At 36.2% G+C, this 23,459-nt stretch carries 21 protein-coding genes and 1 CRISPR repeat array; all 21 genes read left to right on the top strand.

Annotation, left to right across the window (positions count from 1 at the left end):
* Positions 1-135 precede the first annotated feature (135 nt).
* A CRISPR array of direct repeats spans positions 136-636; the repeat unit is 30 nt; unit sequence GTTTCAATCCCCAAAGGGGAGGCTACAAAC.
* Between the two features lie 380 nt (positions 637-1,016).
* The gene (locus OTK01_RS12350) at positions 1,017-2,267 is read left to right on the top strand and encodes a 2-hydroxyacyl-CoA dehydratase subunit D (protein ID WP_013431593.1); all 1,251 of its coding nucleotides are present in this window, start codon (positions 1,017-1,019) and stop codon (positions 2,265-2,267) included.
* 15 nt (positions 2,268-2,282) lie between these two features.
* Positions 2,283-3,902 (top strand): acyl-CoA dehydratase activase, encoded by a 1,620-nt coding sequence (locus OTK01_RS12345; protein WP_029227831.1) that lies wholly within the window; start codon positions 2,283-2,285, stop codon positions 3,900-3,902.
* A 94-nt stretch (positions 3,903-3,996) separates the two neighbouring features.
* Entirely contained in the window at positions 3,997-4,410 is a 414-nt protein-coding gene (locus tag OTK01_RS12340; protein WP_013431595.1) for an RrF2 family transcriptional regulator, read from the top strand.
* Between the two features lie 113 nt (positions 4,411-4,523).
* Positions 4,524-6,401 (top strand): anaerobic carbon-monoxide dehydrogenase catalytic subunit, encoded by a 1,878-nt coding sequence (gene cooS, locus OTK01_RS12335; RefSeq protein ID WP_029227830.1) that lies wholly within the window; start codon positions 4,524-4,526, stop codon positions 6,399-6,401.
* A 20-nt stretch (positions 6,402-6,421) separates the two neighbouring features.
* Positions 6,422-6,859, top strand: a complete 438-nt coding sequence (locus tag OTK01_RS12330; RefSeq protein ID WP_013431597.1) for a 4Fe-4S dicluster domain-containing protein — start codon at positions 6,422-6,424, stop codon at positions 6,857-6,859.
* 22 nt (positions 6,860-6,881) lie between these two features.
* The gene (locus OTK01_RS12325; RefSeq protein WP_013431598.1) at positions 6,882-8,162 is read left to right on the top strand and encodes an NAD(P)/FAD-dependent oxidoreductase; all 1,281 of its coding nucleotides are present in this window, start codon (positions 6,882-6,884) and stop codon (positions 8,160-8,162) included.
* A gap of 42 nt (positions 8,163-8,204) precedes the next feature.
* Positions 8,205-9,095, top strand: coding sequence for a GGDEF domain-containing protein (locus OTK01_RS12320; protein ID WP_029227829.1), 891 nt, complete (start codon positions 8,205-8,207; stop codon positions 9,093-9,095).
* A gap of 188 nt (positions 9,096-9,283) precedes the next feature.
* Complete coding sequence (locus tag OTK01_RS12315; RefSeq protein ID WP_029227828.1) at positions 9,284-9,718, top strand: MarR family winged helix-turn-helix transcriptional regulator; 435 nt, start codon at positions 9,284-9,286, stop codon at positions 9,716-9,718.
* Between the two features lie 34 nt (positions 9,719-9,752).
* Positions 9,753-11,978, top strand: coding sequence for an ABC transporter ATP-binding protein (locus tag OTK01_RS12310; protein ID WP_029227827.1), 2,226 nt, complete (start codon positions 9,753-9,755; stop codon positions 11,976-11,978).
* Positions 11,975-13,858, top strand: a complete 1,884-nt coding sequence (locus OTK01_RS12305) for an ABC transporter ATP-binding protein (protein ID WP_029227826.1) — start codon at positions 11,975-11,977, stop codon at positions 13,856-13,858. The genes OTK01_RS12310 and OTK01_RS12305 overlap by 4 nt, the downstream gene beginning before the upstream one ends.
* A 34-nt stretch (positions 13,859-13,892) precedes the next feature.
* On the top strand, positions 13,893-14,387 hold the full coding sequence (locus OTK01_RS12300) for a PPC domain-containing DNA-binding protein (RefSeq protein WP_232841644.1): 495 nt from the start codon (positions 13,893-13,895) through the stop codon (positions 14,385-14,387).
* 29 nt (positions 14,388-14,416) lie between these two features.
* Positions 14,417-15,112, top strand: coding sequence for an RraA family protein (locus tag OTK01_RS12295; RefSeq protein ID WP_029227824.1), 696 nt, complete (start codon positions 14,417-14,419; stop codon positions 15,110-15,112).
* 473 nt (positions 15,113-15,585) lie between these two features.
* Entirely contained in the window at positions 15,586-15,837 is a 252-nt protein-coding gene (locus tag OTK01_RS12290) for a ribbon-helix-helix protein, CopG family (protein WP_029227823.1), read from the top strand.
* Positions 15,834-16,172 (top strand): type II toxin-antitoxin system PemK/MazF family toxin, encoded by a 339-nt coding sequence (locus OTK01_RS12285; protein WP_014043189.1) that lies wholly within the window; start codon positions 15,834-15,836, stop codon positions 16,170-16,172. The genes OTK01_RS12290 and OTK01_RS12285 overlap by 4 nt, the downstream gene beginning before the upstream one ends.
* A 417-nt stretch (positions 16,173-16,589) precedes the next feature.
* Complete coding sequence (gene pstB, locus OTK01_RS12280; protein ID WP_029227822.1) at positions 16,590-17,345, top strand: phosphate ABC transporter ATP-binding protein PstB; 756 nt, start codon at positions 16,590-16,592, stop codon at positions 17,343-17,345.
* A gap of 38 nt (positions 17,346-17,383) precedes the next feature.
* Entirely contained in the window at positions 17,384-18,124 is a 741-nt protein-coding gene (phoU, locus tag OTK01_RS12275) for a phosphate signaling complex protein PhoU (protein WP_029227821.1), read from the top strand.
* The gene (locus OTK01_RS12270; RefSeq protein ID WP_084694627.1) at positions 18,093-19,862 is read left to right on the top strand and encodes a GGDEF domain-containing protein; all 1,770 of its coding nucleotides are present in this window, start codon (positions 18,093-18,095) and stop codon (positions 19,860-19,862) included. The genes phoU and OTK01_RS12270 overlap by 32 nt, the downstream gene beginning before the upstream one ends.
* A gap of 16 nt (positions 19,863-19,878) precedes the next feature.
* Positions 19,879-21,414 carry a Ppx/GppA phosphatase family protein gene (locus OTK01_RS12265; RefSeq protein WP_029227819.1) on the top strand — a complete coding sequence of 512 codons (1,536 nt, stop codon included), beginning with the start codon at positions 19,879-19,881 and terminating at the stop codon, positions 21,412-21,414.
* Positions 21,415-21,433: 19 nt separating this feature from the next.
* Positions 21,434-22,183, top strand: coding sequence for a dTMP kinase (gene tmk, locus OTK01_RS12260; RefSeq protein ID WP_029227818.1), 750 nt, complete (start codon positions 21,434-21,436; stop codon positions 22,181-22,183).
* Positions 22,168-22,890, top strand: a complete 723-nt coding sequence (gene tmk / locus OTK01_RS12255; protein WP_029227817.1) for a dTMP kinase — start codon at positions 22,168-22,170, stop codon at positions 22,888-22,890. Before tmk (OTK01_RS12260) ends, tmk (OTK01_RS12255) begins: the two co-directional genes overlap by 16 nt.
* Entirely contained in the window at positions 22,868-23,455 is a 588-nt protein-coding gene (locus tag OTK01_RS12250; RefSeq protein WP_029227816.1) for an HD domain-containing protein, read from the top strand. Before tmk (OTK01_RS12255) ends, OTK01_RS12250 begins: the two co-directional genes overlap by 23 nt.
* Positions 23,456-23,459 lie beyond the last annotated feature (4 nt).

The raw sequence follows: 23,459 nt of genomic DNA, 5'->3' as shown, positions 1-23,459 counted from the left end.
AAGACCACAACACCCCTTTGCTTTCTGTTCCAAGCAGAGAGGCTACAAATTCCTTTTTTTCACCATCCCCAAAGGAGAGATTCTTTTCTTCCTTCCTCAATCCCCGACGGGGGAGGCTACAAACTCCACACCCCGCCCTCAATCCCCAAAGGGGAGGCTACAAACTACAAAAGAAGGTGCAGGACAATGACAAGCATTCATATGTTTCAATCCCCAAAGGGGAGGCTACAAACATTATAAAATTAATAAAATACCAAGGGTTTTTATTTGTTTCAATTCCCAAAGGGGAGGCTACAAACTCAAGGTTAGGTGGCACTCCCCTTGTACCAACAAATTGTTTCAATCCCCAAAGGGGAGGCTACAAACCAAGGCTTCATATACATCATCAAAGGGGATGATATTTAGTTTCAATCCCCAAAGGGGAGGCTACAAACATGATTTGTAAAGACCCAGCTTATATTATTCCTGGCACGTTTCAATCCCCAAAGGGGAGGCTACAAACATGATTTGTAAAGACCCAGCTTATATTATTCCTGGCACGTTTCAATCCCCAAAGGGGAGGCTACAAACTGAGCTTATGGGTGAAATTCTGATAAACGAGGAGGTGTTTCAATCCCCAAAGGGGAGGCTACAAACAGGTTGAAAAGCTTGATTTTATTATATCAACTTTATGCACCACTGTCAATGTTTTTATATTAATACATCACCTCAATATCAACACAAACCCAGCTACATCAAATAGGAAAAGCCTTTCAAGCCTTTTCGTCTATCCAGTTGCTGCCAGAAATACATTCAAACCCACATCCTGCAAACTTGAAATCGAATACAAATAAGCTTCTTAAAAATTTGCACCTGAGGTCGACGGATATGACTTTTAGTCAAAATGATAATTTATGCAATTAAATTCTAAAACTCTGCATATTTATGAGTAGTAAAAGCACTGTAAATGTGCTTGACTTAAAAACCTAATAGAATTATAAAGAATATAAAACCTTTTGTATGTGTGGATGATAAAGATGAGTTACATGATGCTTTATAGCAGGCTATTAAATAGCTTGATTCAAAACAACAAAAACGGATATTGGCTTTTAAAAAGTGGGATATTGATTGGGAAAAACTATGTTAAGTATTTTCCAGACAAAAGACTTCCAAGGTCATTTCAATATCTGCATGAAGTGGTCTTTGATTGGACTTACAAAGGAATTGCAAGCAAAAGTAGTGTATGGGTAAATCTATTTGCTCCAAGTGAAATTTTACTTGCTTTTGGCTTTAATCCCATCTTTGTTGAAGCAATTTCTGCGTTTTTATCAGGACTTGATGTGGAAGACGAGCTCATCTTGAGAGTAGAAAGCCAGGGAATAAGCGAAAGCTTTTGTACTTTTCACAAAGCTTTTTTAGGTGCTGCAATTTCAAATCTTTTAAAAAAGCCAAAATTTTTGGTTGCAACTTCAAGTATCTGTGATGCCAACCTAAATACATTTAGATTTTTGTCTGAGACTTTAAAACTGCCATTTTTCTTTTTAGATGTTCCATCTGAAGATTCCAAAGAGGCAAGGCAGTATTTAAAAGCACAGCTGAGCAGTATGATAAAGTCCATAGAAAAGCTGACAGGTCGAAAACTTAATCTTGACTATTTAGCTAAGATTATAAAAAAAGAAAATGTAACAAAAAAACTTATAAAAGAAAGCCTGAAACTGAGGGCAACAAAAAACATTAAAACCACACTTACATTTGAGATGTTTATGCTCTATCCTTCGCATGTGTTCTGTGGCACTGACCAGGCTTTGAGGTTTTATCAGATGTTTGTTGATGACCTGAAAAACTCAGAAGAAAGAGACGGTAAAAGTATTTTCTTTATACACACACTTCCTATATTTGAAGAAAATTTTAAAGAGTATTTCAATTTCAGCAACAAAATAAATGTCCTTGGGATGGACCTGAATTTCGACTTTTTAGAGGAAATAAACGAACAAGACCCAATAGAAGCAATTTGCGAAAAACTTTTGAAAAATCCATATAATGGTGATTTTAAAAGAAGATTTGAGCACATCAAAACTTTAATAGAAGTTTTAAAGCCAGATGGAGTTTTGCAGATATGCCAGATGGGATGCAAACAGTCTATAGGATGCTCAATGCTTTTAAAATCGAACATTGAAACTCTTGGTATTCCATTTACCTCTATAGATGTAGATTGCGTTAACAAGAAGAACAATAGCAAGGGACAGATAAGAACTCGGCTTGAAGCATTTTTAGAGAGAGTCAAATGAGGAGAGTGGAGCTGAATGATAGCCTATGTCTGCAAATACACTCCCGTTGAGCTGATTAAAGCTTTTGGTGAAGAAGCTTATAAGTTAGAGCCGAAAGTAGCTTCGGTTGAAAATGCGGAAAGGTTTTTACACACAAATCTTTGCAGTTTTAGCAAGGCAGTTTTGGAGTACATATTACAAAATGATATAAAAAGAATTGTTCTGACAGCTTGCTGTGATAGCATGAAAAGAGTTTATGACGTTTTAAAAGATAAAATGGAATTTATAGATATTATTGACGTTCCGCGGATGGATTTGCCTCAGTCAATTGAATATTTCTCATTTGAGCTAAAAAGGTTTAAAGAGAAGCTTTCGCATTATCTGAAAAAAGAATTTGACAGGGAGATATTCGAAAGAGAAGTAAGAAAGCTTACTAACAATTACAAAAGTGAAGAATGTGAAATAGCAATTTTAGGAGCACATGCAAGAGAAGATATTGTGAAGGTAGCTACTGAACTGTCAAAAGGGAGGGTGTTGAATCTCACTTGTTCAGGACTGAGGACTTGTTTGCAAGATAATAAGTTTGATGGGAGTATTGAGGACTATGCAAGAATTCTTTTAAGCCTTCTGCCATGTATGAGAATGAATATGAAGAGGGATTTATTAAACAAGAATCATTACAAAGGAATCATTTATGACACAATAAAATTTTGTGATTTTTACTCATTTGAATATGCAAAGATAAAAGATAGGCAAAACATTTTAAAAATTGAAGTGGATTATGCTCAAGAACTTTCTCAGCAGATTGTAACACGCATTGAGGCATTTATAGAAAGAATAGAAAAGCCTCAAATAAAATCTATGGAAAAACAAGGCCGAAAAAAATATTTTGCCGGCATTGACAGTGGGTCAACCTCCACAAAAGTTGTGATTATTGATGACAACAAAAACATCTTAAGCTATTTTGTCACAAAAACAGGATTTGATGTTATAAAAAGTGCCAAGTCTTCCCTTGAAAAGGCTTGTGAACTTGCTGGTTTGAAAATAGAAGATATTGGTTTTATTGTCTCAACCGGTTATGGCAGAATTAGCATACCATTTGCCAACCTTCAAGTTACAGAGATTACCTGTCATGCAAAAGGGATACATTTTCTTTTTCCATCTGCAAGGACCATAATTGACGTAGGTGGGCAGGACAGTAAAGTTATAAAAATAGACCAAAACGGCAATGTGGTTGACTTTGTCATGAATGACAAGTGCTCAGCTGGTACAGGAAGGTTTATAGAATATATGGCAAGGGTTTTAGAGGTTCAAGTTGAAGAGTTTTCAAAATGGCAAGAAGGAAAAGAGGATCTGACAATTTCAAGCATGTGCACAGTGTTTGCAGAGTCAGAGGTTATAAGCCTGGTAGCTCAAGGGAAAAGAAGAGAAGATATAATAAGAGCTATAAATAAAGCTGTTGCAACTAAGATAATTTCACTTGTAAATAGAGTAAAGGCTGAAGAAGACTTTATTTTCACAGGTGGTGTTGCAAAAAACAAAGGCATTTTTTCAGAACTTGAAAAAAGATTGGGGCTAAAACTTTTTACTCCTTTTGAACCTCAAATAACAGGTGCGCTGGGTGCAGCTTTGATTGGGTTTGAAAAAAGAGGATAAAATTTTTTTAAAAATATTGACATTTCGAAGGAGAACGTTTAATATAATAAATAAGTGTACCAAAATAGTATACTTTAAAAACAAGGGTGAGTATATGAAACTTACACAGGCAGCAGACTATGCTTTGAGAATGGTATTGCATCTTTCAAAGAAAAGGGGGATGGTAGTAGAGGCTGATACAATTGCCCAAGAAGAAAAGATCCCCAAAAGATTTCTGTTAAAAATAAGCAGAGATCTTGTAAAAGCAGGAATAATAGAATCTGTGCGAGGAAAAAATGGTGGCTATACCTTAGCTAAAAAACCGGAAGAGATTACTATGAAAGATGTAATAATAGCAGTGGAAGGAACTTTGGCACTGACACGGTGCCTTTATGATCCTCTGGCGTGCAATAAAAAAGCCACAGGATATTGTGCTGTTCATAAAGCTTTCTGTTCTGTAATGGAAAAAGTTTCTGACGAACTGGAAAAGTATACCTTTGATAAACTTGTATCAATGGATGGAAACTAATTTAGTTTCTATCTTTATTTTTGAATAAATGTATACCAAATTAGTATACATTCACAAAGATGAAGTGTTAGTCTCACAATATACTACTAATACTGAAGAGGGGGTTTTGACAAATGAAGGTGCAAGAATTTTGCGAAATTGCTGATAAAGAATTAGAAAAGTTTGTTAAACAAAAATCAAATCTTGAAACATCTTTTAACCGTGTTCGACCGCAGAGTCTCAAATGTGGTTTTGGAATTCAAGGAATTTGTTGTAGGCTATGCGCAAATGGTCCCTGCAGAATTACTCCTGACCAGAAAAGGGGTGTATGCGGAGCTGATGCACACACCATTGTTGCCAGAAATTTCTTAAGAGCTGTGGCGGCAGGAGCTGCATGTTATTTGCATGTTGTAGAAAATACAGCAGAAAACCTCAAGCAAATGGCTCAGAATAGTGTATCTTTCAAGGGTAAAAGAACCTTACACAAGCTTGCAGAAATTTTGAATGTGCCAAATAGAGATGAAAAGGAATTAGCCTTGCAAATTTCGCAGATGGTTCTTGAAGACCTTTACAAACCAAGATGGAAGAAGATGGAATTAACGAAATTTTTATCATATCCAGCAAGATATCAAAAATGGGAAGAGCTAAATCTATTGCCTGGTGGAGCAAAGTCAGAAGTTTTTGATGCACTTGTCAAAACAAGTACCAATCTTTCAAGCGATCCTGTTGATATGCTAATGCATGCACTTAGACTGGGAATTGCAACAGGTCTTTATGGTCTTATATTGACAAATATGCTCAATGACATAATTATGGGTGAGCCTGTTATAAGAACAGCTCCTGTAGGATTTAGAGTGATTGATCCTGACTATATAAACATTATGCCAACTGGACACCAGCACTCTCTTTTCTGGGCACTTATGGAAATGATAAATCAAAAAGAGGCCGAACAGTTAGCTCAAAGCGTTGGTGCAAAAGGTTTCAGAATTATTGGATGTACCTGTGTCGGACAAGACTTTCAACTAAGAGGTGAACATTCAAATTCTGTGTTTTGTGGCCATGCAGGAAATAACTTCACAAGCGAAGCTGTATTAGCGACAGGTGCTATAGATCTTGTGGTTTCTGAATTTAATTGTACAATTCCCGGCCTTGAGCCTATTGCTGAGAAGTACATGGTAAAGATGATGTGTCTTGATGATGTTGCTAAAAAATCAAATGCTGAACTTGTTCAATATTCTCCTCAAAATGCCTATGAGATTGCAAAGAAAATTTTAAATGAAGCTGCGGAAAGTTATAAACTCAGAAGGACCAAAGTCCAGATAGACATACCTGTTGACCATGGATTTGACCAATCGTTGACAGGAATAAGCGAAGATTCTTTAAGAGAATTTTTGGGAGGAGATTACAGACCACTTATTGACCTCATTGCAAGAGGTGAAATTAAAGGAATAGCTGCCATTGTTGGATGTTCAAATCTTACTTCTCTTGGGCACGATGTATTTACTGTGGAGCTCACAAAAGAATTGATAAAAAGGGACATTCTTGTTCTTTCTGCTGGATGCACAAGTGGTGGACTTGAAAACTGTGGATTTATGTCAAAAGGTGCAGAAAAGATGGCGGGAGAAAAACTCAGAAAAGTATGTGAAAAGCTAAACATTCCTCCTGTATTGAACTTTGGTCCTTGTCTTGCCATTGGAAGGCTTGAAATGGTTGCAGCTGAACTTGCACGAACATTAAATATAGACATTCCTCAGTTGCCGTTGGTATTGTCAGCTCCACAATGGCTCGAAGAACAAGCACTGGCAGATGGGGCTTTTGGGCTTGCGCTTGGATTGCCTTTGCATCTTTCAATTCCACCGTTTATAACAGGTAGCAGTCTTGTTACAGAAATTTTAACAGAAAAGCTTTCTGACATAACAGGAGGAATGCTGATAATTGATGGAGATGTTAAATCATCTGCTGATAAGCTTGAGGCTATTGTGAATGAAAGAAGAAGACAGTTGGGTATCTAAAAAAGAGGTGTAGATAGCAAATGAAAAGAGTTTTTATAAATCCAGAGATGTGCATGGGGTGTTTAAATTGTATATTAGCATGTGCAGTGCATCAGAAAAAACTTAAATCAGTACTTGAGTTGGATATTACAAGGCAGGATATAGACTTTGCAAACCAAGTTGTGATAAATCATAACAGACAAATTATTCCCCTTTCTTGTCGTCACTGTGAAACTCCTGAATGTGTTCTTTCGTGTATGTCAGGAGCTTTGACGAAAGACCAAAAAACGGGGTATGTGACAGTTGACAAGGAAAAGTGTGCGGGCTGTTTTATGTGTGTAATGTCATGTCCGTATGGGATGATAAAGCCCACAAAGGATAAAAAGAAAGCCTTAAAGTGTGATATGTGCTTTGACAGAGAAACACCTGCATGCGTAGAAAGCTGTCCTACAAAAGCTATTTACCTCATTGAGGTTTAAATGAAGTGAGGGGATTGTAAAAATGAGATACGTAATAATTGGTGCAAGTGCTGCAGGGATAAATTGTGCAAAGACCCTCAGAAATCTTGACAACAATGCAGATATAGCAGTTATCTCTAAAGACAATAAGATATATTCTCGTTGCTTATTACCTGAATTTATTGGTGGTAAAAAAGACTTTGACAAGATGAGTTTCATAAATGAAAACTTTTTTGAAGAAAACAATATCAATTGGATAAAAAATACTACTATAAAAAATATACAAGCAAGCAAAAAAAGAATTGTATGTTGTGATGGAAGGACATATGAATATGACAAACTATTAATAGCCACTGGTTCTTGTCCAGTTGTGCCTCCCATAGATGGTTTAAATGAAGCGCTGAAAACAGGGAAAGTATTTGTGCTAAGGGATATTGAGGATGCTATAAACATAAAAGAAGCAGCAAAGTATAGCAAAAGTGCGGTAGTTGTCGGTGGAGGATTTATAGGACTGCAGGTGGCCGAAAACCTCAGAGAATATGGAATTTTGGTTTTTGTAGTGGAGATGAAAGATCATATACTTCCTCAGCAGTTAGATAAAAAAGCTGCAAAAAGGTATGAAGCTCTGTTTAAAAAACATGGTGTTCGGATCGTCACAGGAGAAGTGGTTAAACAAATAATTTACTCAGAAAGACAAAACACTATTGGTCTCATACTCTCAAATGGAGATTTTATTTACACTGACATGCTGGTTATAGCCAGTGGAGTCAGACCATCGTTTCCAGATATAGAAGAGGGAAAAGTAAAAATAGAACACGGAATAATTGTAGATGAATATCAAAGAACAGACGACCCAGATATATTCGCAGCAGGGGATGTATGCCAGTCTTATGAGACTTTTTCGGGAAGTTATAGAGTTGCTCCTATATGGCCATTAGCAGTTAAACAGGGACAAATAGCAGGTTATAACATGGCAGGTTTTTGTAAACCTATGGAAAATAATTTTGGCTTCAAGTATTCCATGAAGTTTTTTGGCATTCCTACTATAAGTTACGGTTATCCAGAAGCTCCTGACAACACTTATGAGGTAGTTGCATTGGAAGGTGAAGATTATTACTACAAGGTTATATACAAAGATGGGATTTTATATGGAGCAATAATTCAAGGTGATATAGTTGGTGCAGGGGTTATGGGCAAATTGATAGAGGGAAAATATAATTTATCGAAAAAGTTGGATAAAGGAGATTTATCTAAGATTTTTAGCTTGAGCTATGGTGATTTTTTTAGTGAAAAGGCAGACGGGAGTTTTGAATTTGTAGTTTGAACAAAAAATTTGAAATATATATTAAAAAAGGTGAATAAAACTATGGGTGAAAAAGTTAAACTTGAGTCATTTTTGGAGCACCTTTTGGTACTTTCAAAAATGTATGATATGGTAAGAATCGTTGACCCCCTGAGAAAGACAGCTAAGTTGATAAATGAAAAAGGAATAAGTAATGTTGAAGAAACATGTTATGAATTATGGAAGAAAAATAAGATTTGCAAAAATTGTATTGCTATTAGGTCGTATTATGAAAACAAATCGTTTTTCAAAGTTGAATATAATGGTAGCACTATCTTTATGATAACAACAGTACCTATCTCAACTCAAGAAGGTGAATATGTAATTGAATTTATAAAAGATGTCACCGACCTTTTTACAATTCAAGGAATAGATGTAAATAATACTACAGAAACTTATAAGAAAGTTAATAGGCTAAATGAAATATTTGTTATAGATGAACTCACAGGAGTTTATAATAGAAGATTTATAAAAGAAAGATTAGAGGTTGAAATATTGAAGGCTATATCTAACAACCAATTTTTGAGCATAATACTTTCTGACTTAGACAATTTTAAGAATATTAATGACACTTATGGTCATATTGCAGGTGACAATGTACTGATAAAGTTTGCAGAAATTATAAAAAGAAACATTAGAGATGAAAGTGATTGGGTTGCAAGATATGGTGGAGATGAGTTTTTAGTGTGTTTGACAAATGCAAATGAGATTGCTGCATATAACGTAGGTGAGAGAATAAGAAGAGAAGTTGCCAAAACAGAATTTTTCTATGGTCCTAACAAGATAGTATTTACTGCAAGTTTTGGTATTGCAATGTTATCTGAGAAAATCTCAAATGTAAACCAGCTTATTGAAAGTGCAGATGAAAAATTGTACGAAGCTAAGAAGAAAGGAGGCAACTATGTTGCTATATAGTTAAAATAACTATGTGAAAAATAAAACATTGTTGGAAGTACAACGGCTGAACTTTTCAGCCGTTTTTTGTTTTGTGAAAAATTTTCCCACTTGACACTATTCTTTTGAGGGAGTAAAATATAATTCGCATTCAAAATATTCGTATCAGAAATATTCGACGCGAAATAATTTGCTATGTGGTGGTGTTAATGGAATTAAGAGAGAAAAAGATTAGGTTGTTGAAGCTTTTAAAAGAGGTGTCCATCAAGGTTCGGGATGCTCTGAAGTACAGGGGTGATGATGTTGAGATACCTGCCTCTCACTGGATGACGATGAGTATTCTTGATAAGAACGGTAAGATGAAAGTGGGGGATTTGAGCAGCATTCTTGGTCTTTCAAACAGCACAGTGTCGGGTATACTTGACAGGTTGGAAAAGCAGGGATTTGTTGAAAGAGAGAGAAGCACAGAAGATAGAAGAGTTGTGTGGGTTAAGACAACTCAAAAGTTCAAAGATAGTCTAAAAAAACACTTTAAAGGGGCAGAAAAACAGTTTGAAAATCTGCTCAGCAGAGCAACAGAGGAAGAGATAGACAAGGTTCTTGAAGGTTTTGAAACTCTAAAGAGAATTTTAGAAAGGCAATAAATCAAAAAATCTAACAAAAAAGGGTGATTGCAAGTTGAAAAAAGTAGCAAAGTATCTTAAACCTTACACACTACTTGTTTTAGCAGCAATTTTGTTTGTATTTATTCAAGCCATGAGCGAACTCACACTGCCAGATTACATGTCAAAGATAGTAAATGTTGGGATACAGCAAAGCGGTATCGAAAATGCAGTACCTGAGGCTATAAGAAGCTCTACCATGGAAAAAGTGCTTTTGTTTGTTCCGCAGAATAAAAAAGATGATATTTTGAGCATGTATGAGCTTGTGACAAAAGACTCTCACAATTACAGTAAGTATCTTAAAAAGTATCCCATTTTGTCCAAAGAGGATGTCTATGTATTAAAGACAAAAGAAAAGGACAAGATTGATAAGGTAAATGTTGATTTGGGCAGGGCGATTTTGGCTGTAGCTGGCATTGAAAAGATGATGTCAAGTGCAAAAGGCAAAAGTTTTAACTTTAATGGCAGGCAAATACCAGCCGGGGTAGACCTTTTTGCTATCTTAAAACAGCTTCCACAGCAACAGGTTATGCAGATTCAGCAGGAGATTAACAAAAAGTTTGCATCGCTTGGAGACAGCATGATAGTTCAGGCAGCAGCTTCTGCAATAAAAAATGAGTACAAGAAAATTGGCATAGACATAGGCAAAATACAGACTTCATATATCATCAAGATGGGGCTTTTGATGCTTCTTTTGACATTGATTTCAGCAATCTCAACCGTTTTAGTTGCTTTCTTTGCTGCAAAATCTGCAGCAGGCGTTGCAAGGGATATGAGAAAAGATGTGTTTTCTACAGTTGAGAGCTTTTCGATTGAGGAGTTTGACAAGTTCTCAACAGCATCACTCATCACAAGAACAACAAACGATATCATGCAGATTCAGATGCTTCTTGTGATTTCAATCAGAATGATATTCTTTGCACCTGTAATGGGAATTGGAGGCGTGCTTAAAGCACTTTCAAAGAGCCATTCAATGTCGTGGATCATTGCGCTTGCTGTGATTGTACTTCTGGGGCTTATCATGATTTTGTATGCCATTGCAATGCCAAAGTTCATGATTATGCAAAAGCTGATAGATAAGCTAAACCTTGTGGCAAGAGAAAATCTGTCTGGTATCATGGTTGTTCGGGCATTCAACGCCCAGAAGTTTGAAGAAGAGAGGTTTGACGAGGCAAACAAGGATCTTACAAAAGTAGGTCTTTTTGTCAACAGGGCAATGGCAGTGCTTTTCCCGTCCATGATGTTTATCATGAACGGTGTTACGCTTTTGATTGTGTGGGTAGGTGCACACTATATTCAAAATTCAAGCATGCAGGTTGGCGATATGCTTGCGTTCATGCAGTATTCTATACAGATAATCTTTGCGTTCTTGATGCTTTCCATGCTGTTTATTTTAGTGCCAAGAGCAGCTGTGTCAGCAAAACGTATTGAAGAGGTGCTGTCAACTCAGCCTTCAATTAAAAACCCTGCAAAGCCTGAAGAGTTCAAAGAGGATATGAAAGGGATGGTAGAGTTTAAGAACGTGTCTTTCAAATATCCCGGTGCAGAAGAATATGTCTTGCACAACATAAACTTTAAAATCCTGCCTGGTCAGACAGTTGGAATTATTGGAAGAACAGGAAGTGGCAAGAGCACACTTGTAAACCTTATCATGAGGTTTTATGATGCAACAGAAGGAGAGGTTTTGGTAAACGGAGTTGATGTCAAAAAGGTGAGACTGGAAGATTTGAGAGCAAAAATAGGGTATGTGCCACAAAAAAGCTGGCTTTTCAGCGGTACAATCAGGTCAAACCTCAAGATCGGCAACCACTTTGCAACAGATGAAGATTTAAAGCAGGCTGCTGAGATTGCTCAGGCACTTGAGTTTATAGAGGAAAAACCACAGAAGTTTGATACAGAGATTGCGCAGGGTGGAACTAACGTCTCAGGTGGGCAAAAACAAAGACTTTCAATTGCAAGAGCGCTTGTTAAAAATCCTGATATTTATATATTTGACGAGAGTTTTTCTGCTCTTGACTTTAGAACTGAACTTAAGCTCAGAAGAGCTTTGAAAGAAAGGCTAAAAGATAAAACTGTAATAATAGTATCTCAAAGGATTGCAACCTTGCTTCACGCAGACCAGATAATAGTGCTTGAAGATGGCAAAGTTGTCGGTATTGGCAAGCATGAAGAGCTACTAAAGAGCTGTGAAACTTACAGGGAAATTGCGCTTTCGCAGCTTCCAGAGGAGGCAGTTTCATGAGTGAAAGACAGAGTGCACCTTCTCAAATGCATCTAAGAAGACCAAGAAGACATGGCCCGGGACCTATGGGACCGGGGTTTGTGGGTGAAAAACCCAAAGATTTTAAAACTGCTATGAAAAAGCTCATAAGGTATTTATCTTCTTACAAGGTTTCACTTGTTGCAGTGATGGTTCTTGCAATGTTATCTGCTGCATTTTCAATCGCAGGACCTAAAATCCTCAGCAAAGCCATAACAAAGATATTTGAAGGCATCATGAGCAAGATAAGCGGCACAGGAAACGGCATTGACTTTGAGTACGTTGGTAAAATCATTTTGATTTTGCTGGGACTGTATATTGTAAGTGCACTTTTTGGTTACATCCAGGGTTGGATAATGTCAGGCATTTCGATGAAGCTCACTTACAGGCTCAGAAAAGAGATATCACAAAAGATTAACAGACTTCCGCTGAAGTACTTTGAATCTACTAACCAGGGTGAGATATTGTCAAGAATCACAAACGATGTTGACACACTCACACAGACATTAAATCAGAGCCTCACACAGATAATAACCTCAACAACGATGGTTATCGGCGCGCTGGTAATGATGCTGAGCATAAATGTCTTGATGACCGTGGTTGCACTGCTTATAATCCCTCTTTCTTTTTCAGTTGTTGCGCTCATAATTGGGAAGTCACAAAAGTTTTTCATGCAGCAGCAAGAATATTTAGGGCATGTGAATGGTCATGTTGAAGAGGTTTACGGTGGTCACATTGTTATCAAGGCTTTCAATGCTGAAAAAAAGAGTATAGAAAAGTTCAATAATCTTAACAACAAGTTATATGAAGCTGCATGGAAATCACAGTTTTTGACAGGCGTCATGATGCCGCTTATGAACATCATAGGAAATCTTGGATACGTTGTTGTGACTGTCATGGGCAGCTATCTTACAATAAAAGGAGCAATTGAGGTTGGCGACATTCAGGCGTTTGTCCAGTATATAAGGTCGTTCACACAGCCAATTGCCCAGATTGCTAACATATCAAACATCCTGCAGCAGACAGCTGCATGTGCTGAAAGGGTGTTTGAGTTTTTAGAAGAAGAGGAAGAAGTGCCAGATACACCAAATCCGGAGATTAAGCTTGACAGCATAAAAGGAGATGTAGAGTTTAGAAACGTCAAGTTTGGCTACAGGCCAGACAAAGTTGTTATAAAGAACTTTTCAGCAAAAATCAAAGCTGGGCAGAAGATTGCAATTGTTGGTCCGACAGGTGCGGGGAAGACCACAATTGTAAAGCTTTTGATGAGGTTTTATGATGTCAATGACGGAAGCATCTTGATAGACGGTCATGACATAAGGGAATTTAGGCGCGAGGATTTGAGGTCACTTTTTGGCATGGTGCTTCAGGACACATGGCTGTACAATGGCACAATCAAAGACAACATCCGCTATGGCAAGCCAGATAGCACAGATGAAGAAGTAATAAGAGCTGCAAAGCTTGCACACGTTGACCATTTTATAAGGACATTGCCTCAAGGGTACGACACAGTTTTGAATGAGGAGACAACAAATATTTCTCAAGGGCAAAAACAGCTTTTAACAATTGCAAGGGCAATCCTCAAAGACCCAAAGATTTTGATACTTGACGAGGCGACAAGCTCTGTTGACACTTTGACAGAGATCCAGATACAAAGAGCAATGGACAATCTCATGAAAGGAAGAACATCGTTTATAATAGCGCACAGACTTTCAACAATAAGAAACGCAGACCTCATCTTGGTCATGGACCATGGCGACATTGTTGAGCAGGGCACGCACAAAGAGCTTTTGCAGAAAGGCGGTTTTTACGCTCAGCTTTACTACAGCCAGTTCGAAAAAGAAGAAGAGCTTGCAGGATAAAAAGACATTTTAGCATAAAAGTTATGGGCCCTGGGTGGCTTTATTTCCCAGGGCACTTTTGTTTTCTTACAAAAATTTAAAATACTGTACAAAATTTTGCAATAAAGAGAGTAAAAATGTCCATTCTATTTTCATTTTGAACCTTGAACCAGACGAGCTTTTGCTTGAATCAATTCAAAATTTTGTCAGAGAAAAGGGGATTAAAAACGGCTGTATTGTAAGCGGCATAGGGACGCTTAAAAAGCTTGTGTATCATAGGGTCACAACAGTTGAGCCGAATCCAACAAATGAGTTTTTAGAGGTGCAGGGGCCTATAGAGCTTTCAAGTATGCAAGGGCTTGTGGTGGATTTTCAACCGCACATCCACTTTGTTGCCTCAGACCTCAAATCCACTTATAGCGGGCATTTAGAAAATGGAAGCATTGTGCTTTACCTTGCAGAAGTTTTAATTTTGAAATTGGACGATATTAACTTAAAGAGAATTCCAGATGAAAAAGGAATCTCTTTTATAAACCTTCTACAAGAATAAAAGTATTTTTGAAAGGTGGTTAAAAATCAATGTTTGACCAAAGAGAGAATTTGGAGCTAATTGAGATGTTTTCACAGCTCAGAGTTGCTGATGTTCGAGATGGTCTTGATTATCTTCTTTTACATCACAGATTTAGTCTTCCGTACACAATAAAGCCACTTTTCAGAACAAAAGCAGTTGGGATTGCAAAGACTGTAAGATACTTACCATACGATGGAGAAATTCCTAAGATGACACCGCAGGAGTATGAAAAGTGGTGTGGGTATTACTATACAAACATCTGCCCATATCCCTGGATTTCTGAGATTCAAAAAGGAGATTTTATTGTCATAGACCAGAGCGGTGTTGATGCCGGGCTGATGGGTTCGAACAACTCACTGGACGGCTTTTCAAGAGGAGCTGTCGGGTATGTAACAAATGGTGGGCCGCGCGACACAGACGAGCTGATAATCCAAAAGATACCTTTCTGGTCGAAGTTTGTATCACAAAAGACGGTGATTGGAAGACTAAAGTTTGATGCAATGAATATTCCTGTGAATATCGAAGGGGTTTTAATAAAACCAGGCGATGTGATTGTTGCAGACGGCGATGGTGTTGTGGTTGTTCCACGCGAGCTTGCATATGATGTTTACAGCTTTGCTAAAAAAGAACTTGACAATGACAAAGTCTCAAGAAGAAAACTGTATGACCTTATGGGCTGGGAGTATGATGAGACTGTGAGATAGATTAAGATGATTATTTTGAAGTGAAGGCTATTTTGGACTTTAATATCTTTTAATTTTAGCAACGGGGGCTATCTACTTTTCTTTTGGACAGCCCCTTGCATTTATAATTTTTACAATATAAAATACTAAGTTTAACACAACTTTAACGTAAATATAATTTAAATTTAAAATGAGGGCGCCATTATAATGTCAAAAGAAGAAATGTTTCGAAATATTGGTTCGCGAAAAGGATTGTATATGTTACTATCTTCTGTTCATACCAATATCATGTTTTTGCTATCTCAATTTTTGCTTTTATTTTTCCTTCAAGCCTTCCTTCTTTCATATATTACTAAATCTACTACTTTATATTAGAAATGTAAGATTTGATGCAAAACTCTCCTGCTTAATTAAATCCAAGTTTTTGGTTTGATGAAACTCGTTCTAATATGGTATACTATTAAGTAGATAAATCAATCTACAGGGTGATAATTATGATGAGCAAAACCACAACAGTAAGAGTGGATGTTGAAACATATGAAGGATTAAAGAAACTTTCTCAGCAGCTCAATCAACCAATGCAGAAGATAATTCAGGAGGCTCTTGCAGAGTATAAAAGAAAAGTTCTACTTTCAGCAACTGCGGAAGCTTTTTCTGCTCTTAGAGAAAAGAGAGAACTATGGCAGGAAGAAATTGAGGAAAGGCAGCTGTGGGAAAGCACGTTGCAGGATGGGATTGAAAAATGAACCCTACAAGAGGAGAAATATGGCTTGTAGATTTAAATCCTACACGGGGCCATGAACAGAGCGGTGTTCGACCAGCAGTAATAATCTCTGTTGATGAGTTCAATTCATGTCCTGCTGACTTAGTGGTTGTTGTGCCAATCACAAGCAAGAACAAGAATATACCCATGCATGTAGAGATACAGCCTGAACACAGTGGACTTGCAAAAACATCGTTTGCAAAACCGGAAGATATACGGTCAATTTCAAAAGAAAGACTTGTAAAAAAGATAGGACAATTACCAAAAGAAAAATTGAAAGAAATGGAAGAAAAAATAAGAATTCTGCTGGGATTATGAAATAAGCTTTGACCTTCTACCAATCCGCTGAGGAGGATAATAACTTAGCTAATTTTTCTCTTTTGTGTCTGTTGTAAAAAGGTAATGCAAAATTTCCAAGTCTATGGTAATATTGTATTGAGCCATTTTGAATTCCTTCTGTGAGATTTGATTTTGGGTTCTTCTTTATTTCTATTTTAACCAGACGGTGAGAGGTGGCTCAATCCCTTTTTACACAGTTATATAGACTCAACTGAGGCTATCCATTTTTCTTATGGAGAGCCTCTTTCTTTGTTACTTACAATAAAAAATGTGAAATTTAACACAACTTTAACATCAATATAATTTGAATTTAAAATAAGGGTGGTATTATAATGTCGGAAAAATAAAGAATAATGTTTTAAATTGTTGGTTTGTGTAAAGGGGATTGTATGGGTTATGGAGTCAAAAATAGAGACAATTGATTTAAACCTTTTTTACGGAAATGAACAAGCTCTCAAAAATGTAAACATTTCTATTCCAGAAAAAGCAATCACAGCTTTAATAGGACCATCTGGATGTGGCAAATCTACTTTTTTAAGAACCTTAAACAGAATGAACGACTTGATAGACGGAGTTAAGATTTGGGGAAAGGTATTTATTGATGGTACTGACATTTATGCAGATGGTATCAACCTTATGGAACTTCGTAAAAAAGTTGGGATGATTTTTCAACATCCAAATCCTTTTCCTATGAGTATTTACGAAAATGTTGCTTATGGTCCAAGGATTAATGGGGTAAAAGACAAGAAAAAATTAGATGAAATTGTCGAAAAATGTCTTATAAGAGCAGGACTTTGGCAAGAGGTAAAAGATAGGCTTTCAAAAAGTGCTTTGTCGCTTTCTGGTGGGCAGCAACAAAGACTTTGTATTGCTCGGGCACTTGCAGTAGAGCCACAGATTCTTCTCTTGGATGAGCCAACCTCAGCGCTCGACCCTCTTTCCACCCTTCGTATTGAGGAGCTCCTGATTGAACTGAAAGAGTATTACACTATAGTGATAGTTACACACAACATGCAACAGGCAGCAAGAATTTCTGACTGGACAGGTTTTTTCTTAAATGGTGAACTTATTGAATTTGGTAGAACAATAGATATTTTCCATGCACCAAAAGATAAAAGGACAGATGATTATATATCTGGAAGATTTGGTTAATATCTAAGAATTTACTTTGGGGATGAGGTAGGTAGAAGATGATACGTTCGACCTTTTTGAGAGAGCTGAAAGAAATAAACTTTGAGGTTTACAAAATTGCAAGTCTTGCGCTTGAAGCAATTGAAAAGGCTATGGAAGCTTTTATAAAACAGGATGTAAATTTAGCCACTGAAGTTATCAAAAACGATACTGACATAGACAATATGATAGAGGAATTAGAGAAAAAGTGTACTATCGTTATAGCAACTCAACAGCCTATGGCAAGTGATTTAAGACTTTTGATTGCAGCTACCAGAATAGCAAATGATATTGAAAGAATTGCTGACCACGCTTCTGACATCTCCAAACTTGTATTAAAGCTTGAAGGTCAACAGCTTGTAGACATTAGCAGTGAAATACCTTATATGTCAGAGCTTGCCAAGATGATGTTCAAAGATGTAATGGAAGCGTATATGCTCTCAGACATAGAAATGGCAAAAAAAGTAAAAGCTATGGATAACAAAGTTGACCAGATGTTTAGATTTCTCTTAGAGAATATAGAGAAAACAATAAAGGAAAAACCTGATTTCACATCTCAATGTGTACTGCTTATTTTAATTGTAAAATATATTGAAAGAATAGCTGACCACGCAACAAATATAGCAGAATGGATTGTGTATAAACTCACAGGACTTTTAAAACATGAGTGGGAGTGGAGTGACACAACTTCTGAGACGAATAGCCAAGAAGATAAAAAAATGAACGAAAATGGTGAAGAGAAAAATGTCGGGCAAACTTGATTATTTGAATTTTCTGGTGGAAAGACAATGTGTAGAGCTTTCATACCAGCCAGTGGTGTTTGCTACTTCTGCCCAGATAATTGGCTGGGAAGTATTTCTTATAAATCCATATGAAACAGGTTATATTGATTTAAAGCTTTTGTTTGATATCATGAAAGAAAATAACCTCATTGTTAAGATTGATAAAGCGGTTTTAAAAAGGGTTTTAGATGTTTTAAATGAGAAAAAAGATATTTTTGAAAATAAGAAGTTTTTTGTAAATATTTCGCCGATATCTCTGATGAGTGATGATTTTATTACATTTGTAACAGGTATTCTTTCTACCAATCCTATGATTACAAAAAATATTGTATTTGAAATAAGTTTAAGGTCGTGCGAAAATTTGTTTATAGATGACTTGCACTATACAATCAGAACGTTGAAAAAACAAGGGTTTGCATTTTCTGTGGAAAATATAGGCTCACTTGGATTTTCTCTTGATTTCATTTCTATCTCAAAACCCGCCTATGTTAAACTTGGTAGGGAGGTATATCGTGATATAGCCGTGGATTCTATAAAAAGCAAATACTTGCATTCTTTTTTGGAATTTTGCGACGACAGTCGTATAAAAGTTATTGCCACCATGATTGAAAAGATGGAAGAACTTCTAAGTCTTTTAGAAATTGGAATTGAATATTTGCAAGGATATTTCATTATGCCTCCGAGTATGGAACTAAAAACTTCAGTTTCTAATGACATAAAAGAACTTTTAGTAGAGACCATAGAAAACCAGAGAAAACATTATTTTCTTTCCACTTCAAATATTCAAATAGGAACGCTTTGTGTAAAGGTTCCCTCTGTTGAACCAAATATATCATGCGAAAAAGCTCTTGAAATTTTGGAACAAAATCCAAAACTTCATGGTCTTGTTGTTACAAAAGATAGTAAAGTAGAGGGACTGATAAAGAGAGAAAAATTTTTGCTGAATTTGTCTACAATGTATGGATTTGCAGTGTATTCAAAGAGACCTGTTGCACTTTTGATGGATGCAAATCCAATTGTAGTAGAGTACAGTACTTCTTTGCACGATGTTGTCAAAGAACTTTCTGCCAGGGAGGATGAGGATATTCATGATTATATAATAATAACAAAAGATGGAATATATGAAGGAGTAGTTACAATAAAGGATTTGCTGAGAAAATCAACACAGCTGGAAATAAGTTTTGCTAAACACCTAAATCCGCTTACCAACCTGCCAGGCAATTTATTGATTGAAAAAGAAATAAATAGCGCTTTAGAAAAGGAAAGAGATTTTTACATCTTTTATATTGACATTGATAATTTTAAACCTTTTAACGATTACTATGGATTTGAAAAGGACGACAAAGTTATCTTACACCTTGCATCAATATTAAAGGAAATACGAATGGACTGGCAGGAAAAGGTGTTTGTTGGTCATATAGGGGGTGACGATTTCATTGTAATTGTTTATGACAAAGCAGAAGTTGAGAAAATTGCCAAAAAGATAGTTGAGGAATTTGACTCTTCGATTCTATATTTTTACGACCACTGTGACCTTGCCAGAGGATATATAGAAGCTAAAAACAGAAAAGGAGAGGTAGAAAAGTTTGGACTTATGAGTTTATCAGTAGCTGTTATGAAGGTTGTACCTGGGAAGTTTTCAAATGTTGAGGAGATTTCAAATCGCCTTTCTGAGGTCAAAAAACTTTGCAAACAAAAAATGCCAGCTGCTATATAATATGGGAAGGTGGAACATGAAAAAAAGAATAGGGATAATTGACATTGGCTCAAATACAGTAAGGGTTGTGGTGTATGAGATTGATAAGGGAATATTTTTCAGATTAATTGAAGATGAGAGTATAGTGGTAAGACTTGCAGAATATGAAGAAAAAGACCGGATACCTTCTTATAAGGTTTCGCTTTTGATTGAAGTGCTCAACTTTTTCATAGGGCTTTGCAAAATGAACGGGGTTGCAAAACAGGATATATTGGCAGTTGCTACCGCTGCTATTAGGGATGCAACCAATAAGATGGAAGTTTTAGAAAATATCAAGAAATATACAGAATTAGAAGTAAGAGTACTTACAGAGTTTGAAGAAGCACACTACAACCTGTGGGCAACAAAATGCTCTTTAAACTATCAGGATGGGCTTTTGGTTGACATTGGCGGAGGAAGCACTGAGTTTGTTTATTTCAAAGATAAAAACCTAAAGTATTGGGGTTCAATCAAACTTGGTGCTGTAAACTGTTCAAAAAAGATTTCACAGATTTCGGAGCCTTCTTTATCATTGAGAGAAGTAGAAGCTGAAGTAATGTCAGTTTTTGAAAAATATAAATGGATGGAAGAGCTAAACAATGTAAATCTTATTGGGATTGGTGGAAGCATAAGAAATCTTGGCAGAATTATTCAACATAAAAAAGATTATCCCATTACTACTTTGCACAACTTTGCAATTTCGTACCAAGAATTTATTGAGGTTTACAATATGCTCCAAAGTGTAGAGGTTGAAAAACGAAAGAGCATTCCTGGACTTTCTGAGAAAAGAGCTGATATCATTTTAGGAGCTTTTGTGATATTGAAAGTACTGTTTGATAGAATAAAAACTCAAAAGCTTTATGTCAGTTCATATGGACTACGCGAAGGTATTCTATTTGAAAATTTATTCAAAGATGCAAATTCAGCAGCTTTCTCTTCTGAAATTTTATTAGAGTATAGTATAAACAATTATCTAAATTTTTTTAGTTTCAGCAAAAAACATTCAAAAAATGTCTGCAGATATGCACTTATGCTATTTGACCAGCTGCTATTAGTTTTTCCACACTATTTTGACAAAGAAGACAGGATTATTTTAAAGGCAGCTGCTCTACTTCATGATATAGGGACTTATTTGAGTTTTTATCAGCATGCTCAGCATTCAGCTTATGTTATTTTAAATTTGCCGCTCTTTGGACTTTCACACCAAGATATAATACTTACTGCAGAGATTGTATCTTTTCATGAAAATTCAAAATCAAAAGCACCTTTTTTGGCAAGGTATATAAAGGTATTAAGCCCTGACAGAGTAAAAAAGATAAAGCCGCTTGCACTTATTTTAAAACTGGCAGAGATACTTGATAAAAGAGAAAATGGACTTGTTACATCTATAAGATGTAGTCAAGAATGTGAAAAAGTGGTTTTAAGAATATACTCAAAGTCTAACCTTGAAGTTGAAATATCTCTCGCAGAAAGATTAAAACCTCAGTTTGAGAAAATATTTGGCAAACAGCTCATTATAAAAAACAATATGTAAAAGGAGATGGAGTGTTCCAATGATATTCAAGGAGATAAGAGGTTTGGGACTTACAAAAACATATGAAGGGAGATTATTTGTTGTGGAAGGATGTGATGTTTCTGGCAAATCTACCCAGGTTCATCTTCTAAAAAAGTGGCTGGAGTTTTTAGGATATACTGTATTTTTTACCGAATGGAATTCATCTGACTTAGTAAAGAGCGCTACAAAGAAGGCAAAAAAGAAAAATCTATTAACTCCCACTACTTTTTCCCTTTTACATGCTTGTGATTTTGCTGATAGATATGAAAGGCTTATACTTCCTCATTTGCGGGCAGGATATATAGTATTGTGTGACAGATACATCTATACAGCCTATGCACGGGACATTGCAAGAGGCTGCAATCCAGAGTGGGTAAAGACAGTATATGATTTTGCGGTAAAGCCAACTGTAACATTTTATTTTAAAGTGCCGGTTGATGTAGCAATTGACAGGATTTTAATGGGTCGAACACAAATAAAGTACTATGAAGCAGGGATGGATTTGGGATTAAGTTCAGATACCGTTGAAAGTTTTAAGCTTTATCAGTCAAAGATTATTCAGATGTACGACATGCTTGCTGAGCAGGAAGGGTTTATTACAATTGATGGAACCCTTTCTATAAGGGAACAACAAAAGATGGTCAGGGAGATTGTCCAAAGATATCTTCATGACTACAGACCACCTACTCAAAAGTGGATATTGAATACTTATAACAAAGAAGGTGAAGCTAAATGGCAACTGAAATGAAATTTTATGGTTTTGAGCTTCCAAATTTTGAGTTGTTACAAAAGCGAGGTAAACTGATTGTAATAGAAGGCCCAGACTGTTCAGGTAGGTCAACACAGATAGAGCTTTTAAAAGAATGGCTTGAGGCAAGCGGTTATGCAGTGCTAAATACTGGGCTTAAAAGGTCAAGACTGGTGGGCGATGTTATAGAAAGAGCTAAAAAGGGCAATACACTTGGTAAGACTACCTTGAGCCTTCTTTACTGTTGTGATTTTGCTGACCAGCTCGAAAATCAGATAATACCTGCTCTTTCTGCGGGTTATGTCGTTCTTGCAGACAGATATATTTTTACTCTCATGGCTCGTGATATTGTCAGAGGGGCAGATAAAGAATGGCTTAAAAAACTTTTGGGTTTTGCGATAATTCCAGACCTTATAATTTATCTTGATGTCAGTATAGATATTTTGCTTGCCAGAACATTTCAGAAGTATGGGCATCTTGATTACTGGGAATCTGGAATGGACATTCAGCTTTCTGCTGACATGTTCGAAAGTTTTAAAAAATATCATTTCTTGCTCAAAAAAGAATATGAAGAAATGGCGAAAGAATATAATTTTGTAGTTATTGATGGCAATCAGGGTGTAGGTATCATCCAGAAAAGAATTAGGGAAGAAATCTTAAAAATACTGCAAGAGGAGGATAAAAATGAATCAGTTAGAACTGTTTGATCATAACGTGCTTCAACTTGCTCAAAAATATGGATACGACCCGCGACATGCGAGTTTTGTAAAAGACCAGGCTCTGTTTTTATTCGACAGTACCGTAAATCTTCACAACTTATCAGATACTGAAAGAAAACTCTTGGAACATGCGTGTATATTGCATGATATTGGTACGTTTATTAATGAAAAGAAACACCATAAGCATTCATATTATCTGATTAGAAATGACCTTGCCTTGAAGGAGTACCCAAAAGAACTTAAAAAGATTTTAGCTTTGGTGTGCTATAACCACAGAAAAAAGATTAAATCAAAGACCTTTAAATTGAAATCGAAAGACAAAAATATGACCCTTATATTGAGTGCAATTTTAAGACTTGCAGATAGCTTTGATTATTCGGGTGAAGAAATACAAATAAAAGGAATAAAAATCGAGGATGATTTGGTAAGGATTGTTGTCGATGGAATTATAACACCTACTCTTCTCAGCCGGGTGGAGAAAAAAGGAGAACTGTTTTTATATCTATTTGAACTGCAAAAGATTGAGATTGAAAACAAAGTAAGAGTAAGCTAAGAAG

Source organism: Caldicellulosiruptor acetigenus, from assembly GCF_026914305.1.
GTDB classification, from domain to species: domain Bacteria; phylum Bacillota; class Thermoanaerobacteria; order Caldicellulosiruptorales; family Caldicellulosiruptoraceae; genus Caldicellulosiruptor; species Caldicellulosiruptor acetigenus.
Note: the sequence above shows the minus strand (reverse complement) of the source record. Positions and strands in the feature narration are given on the sequence as shown.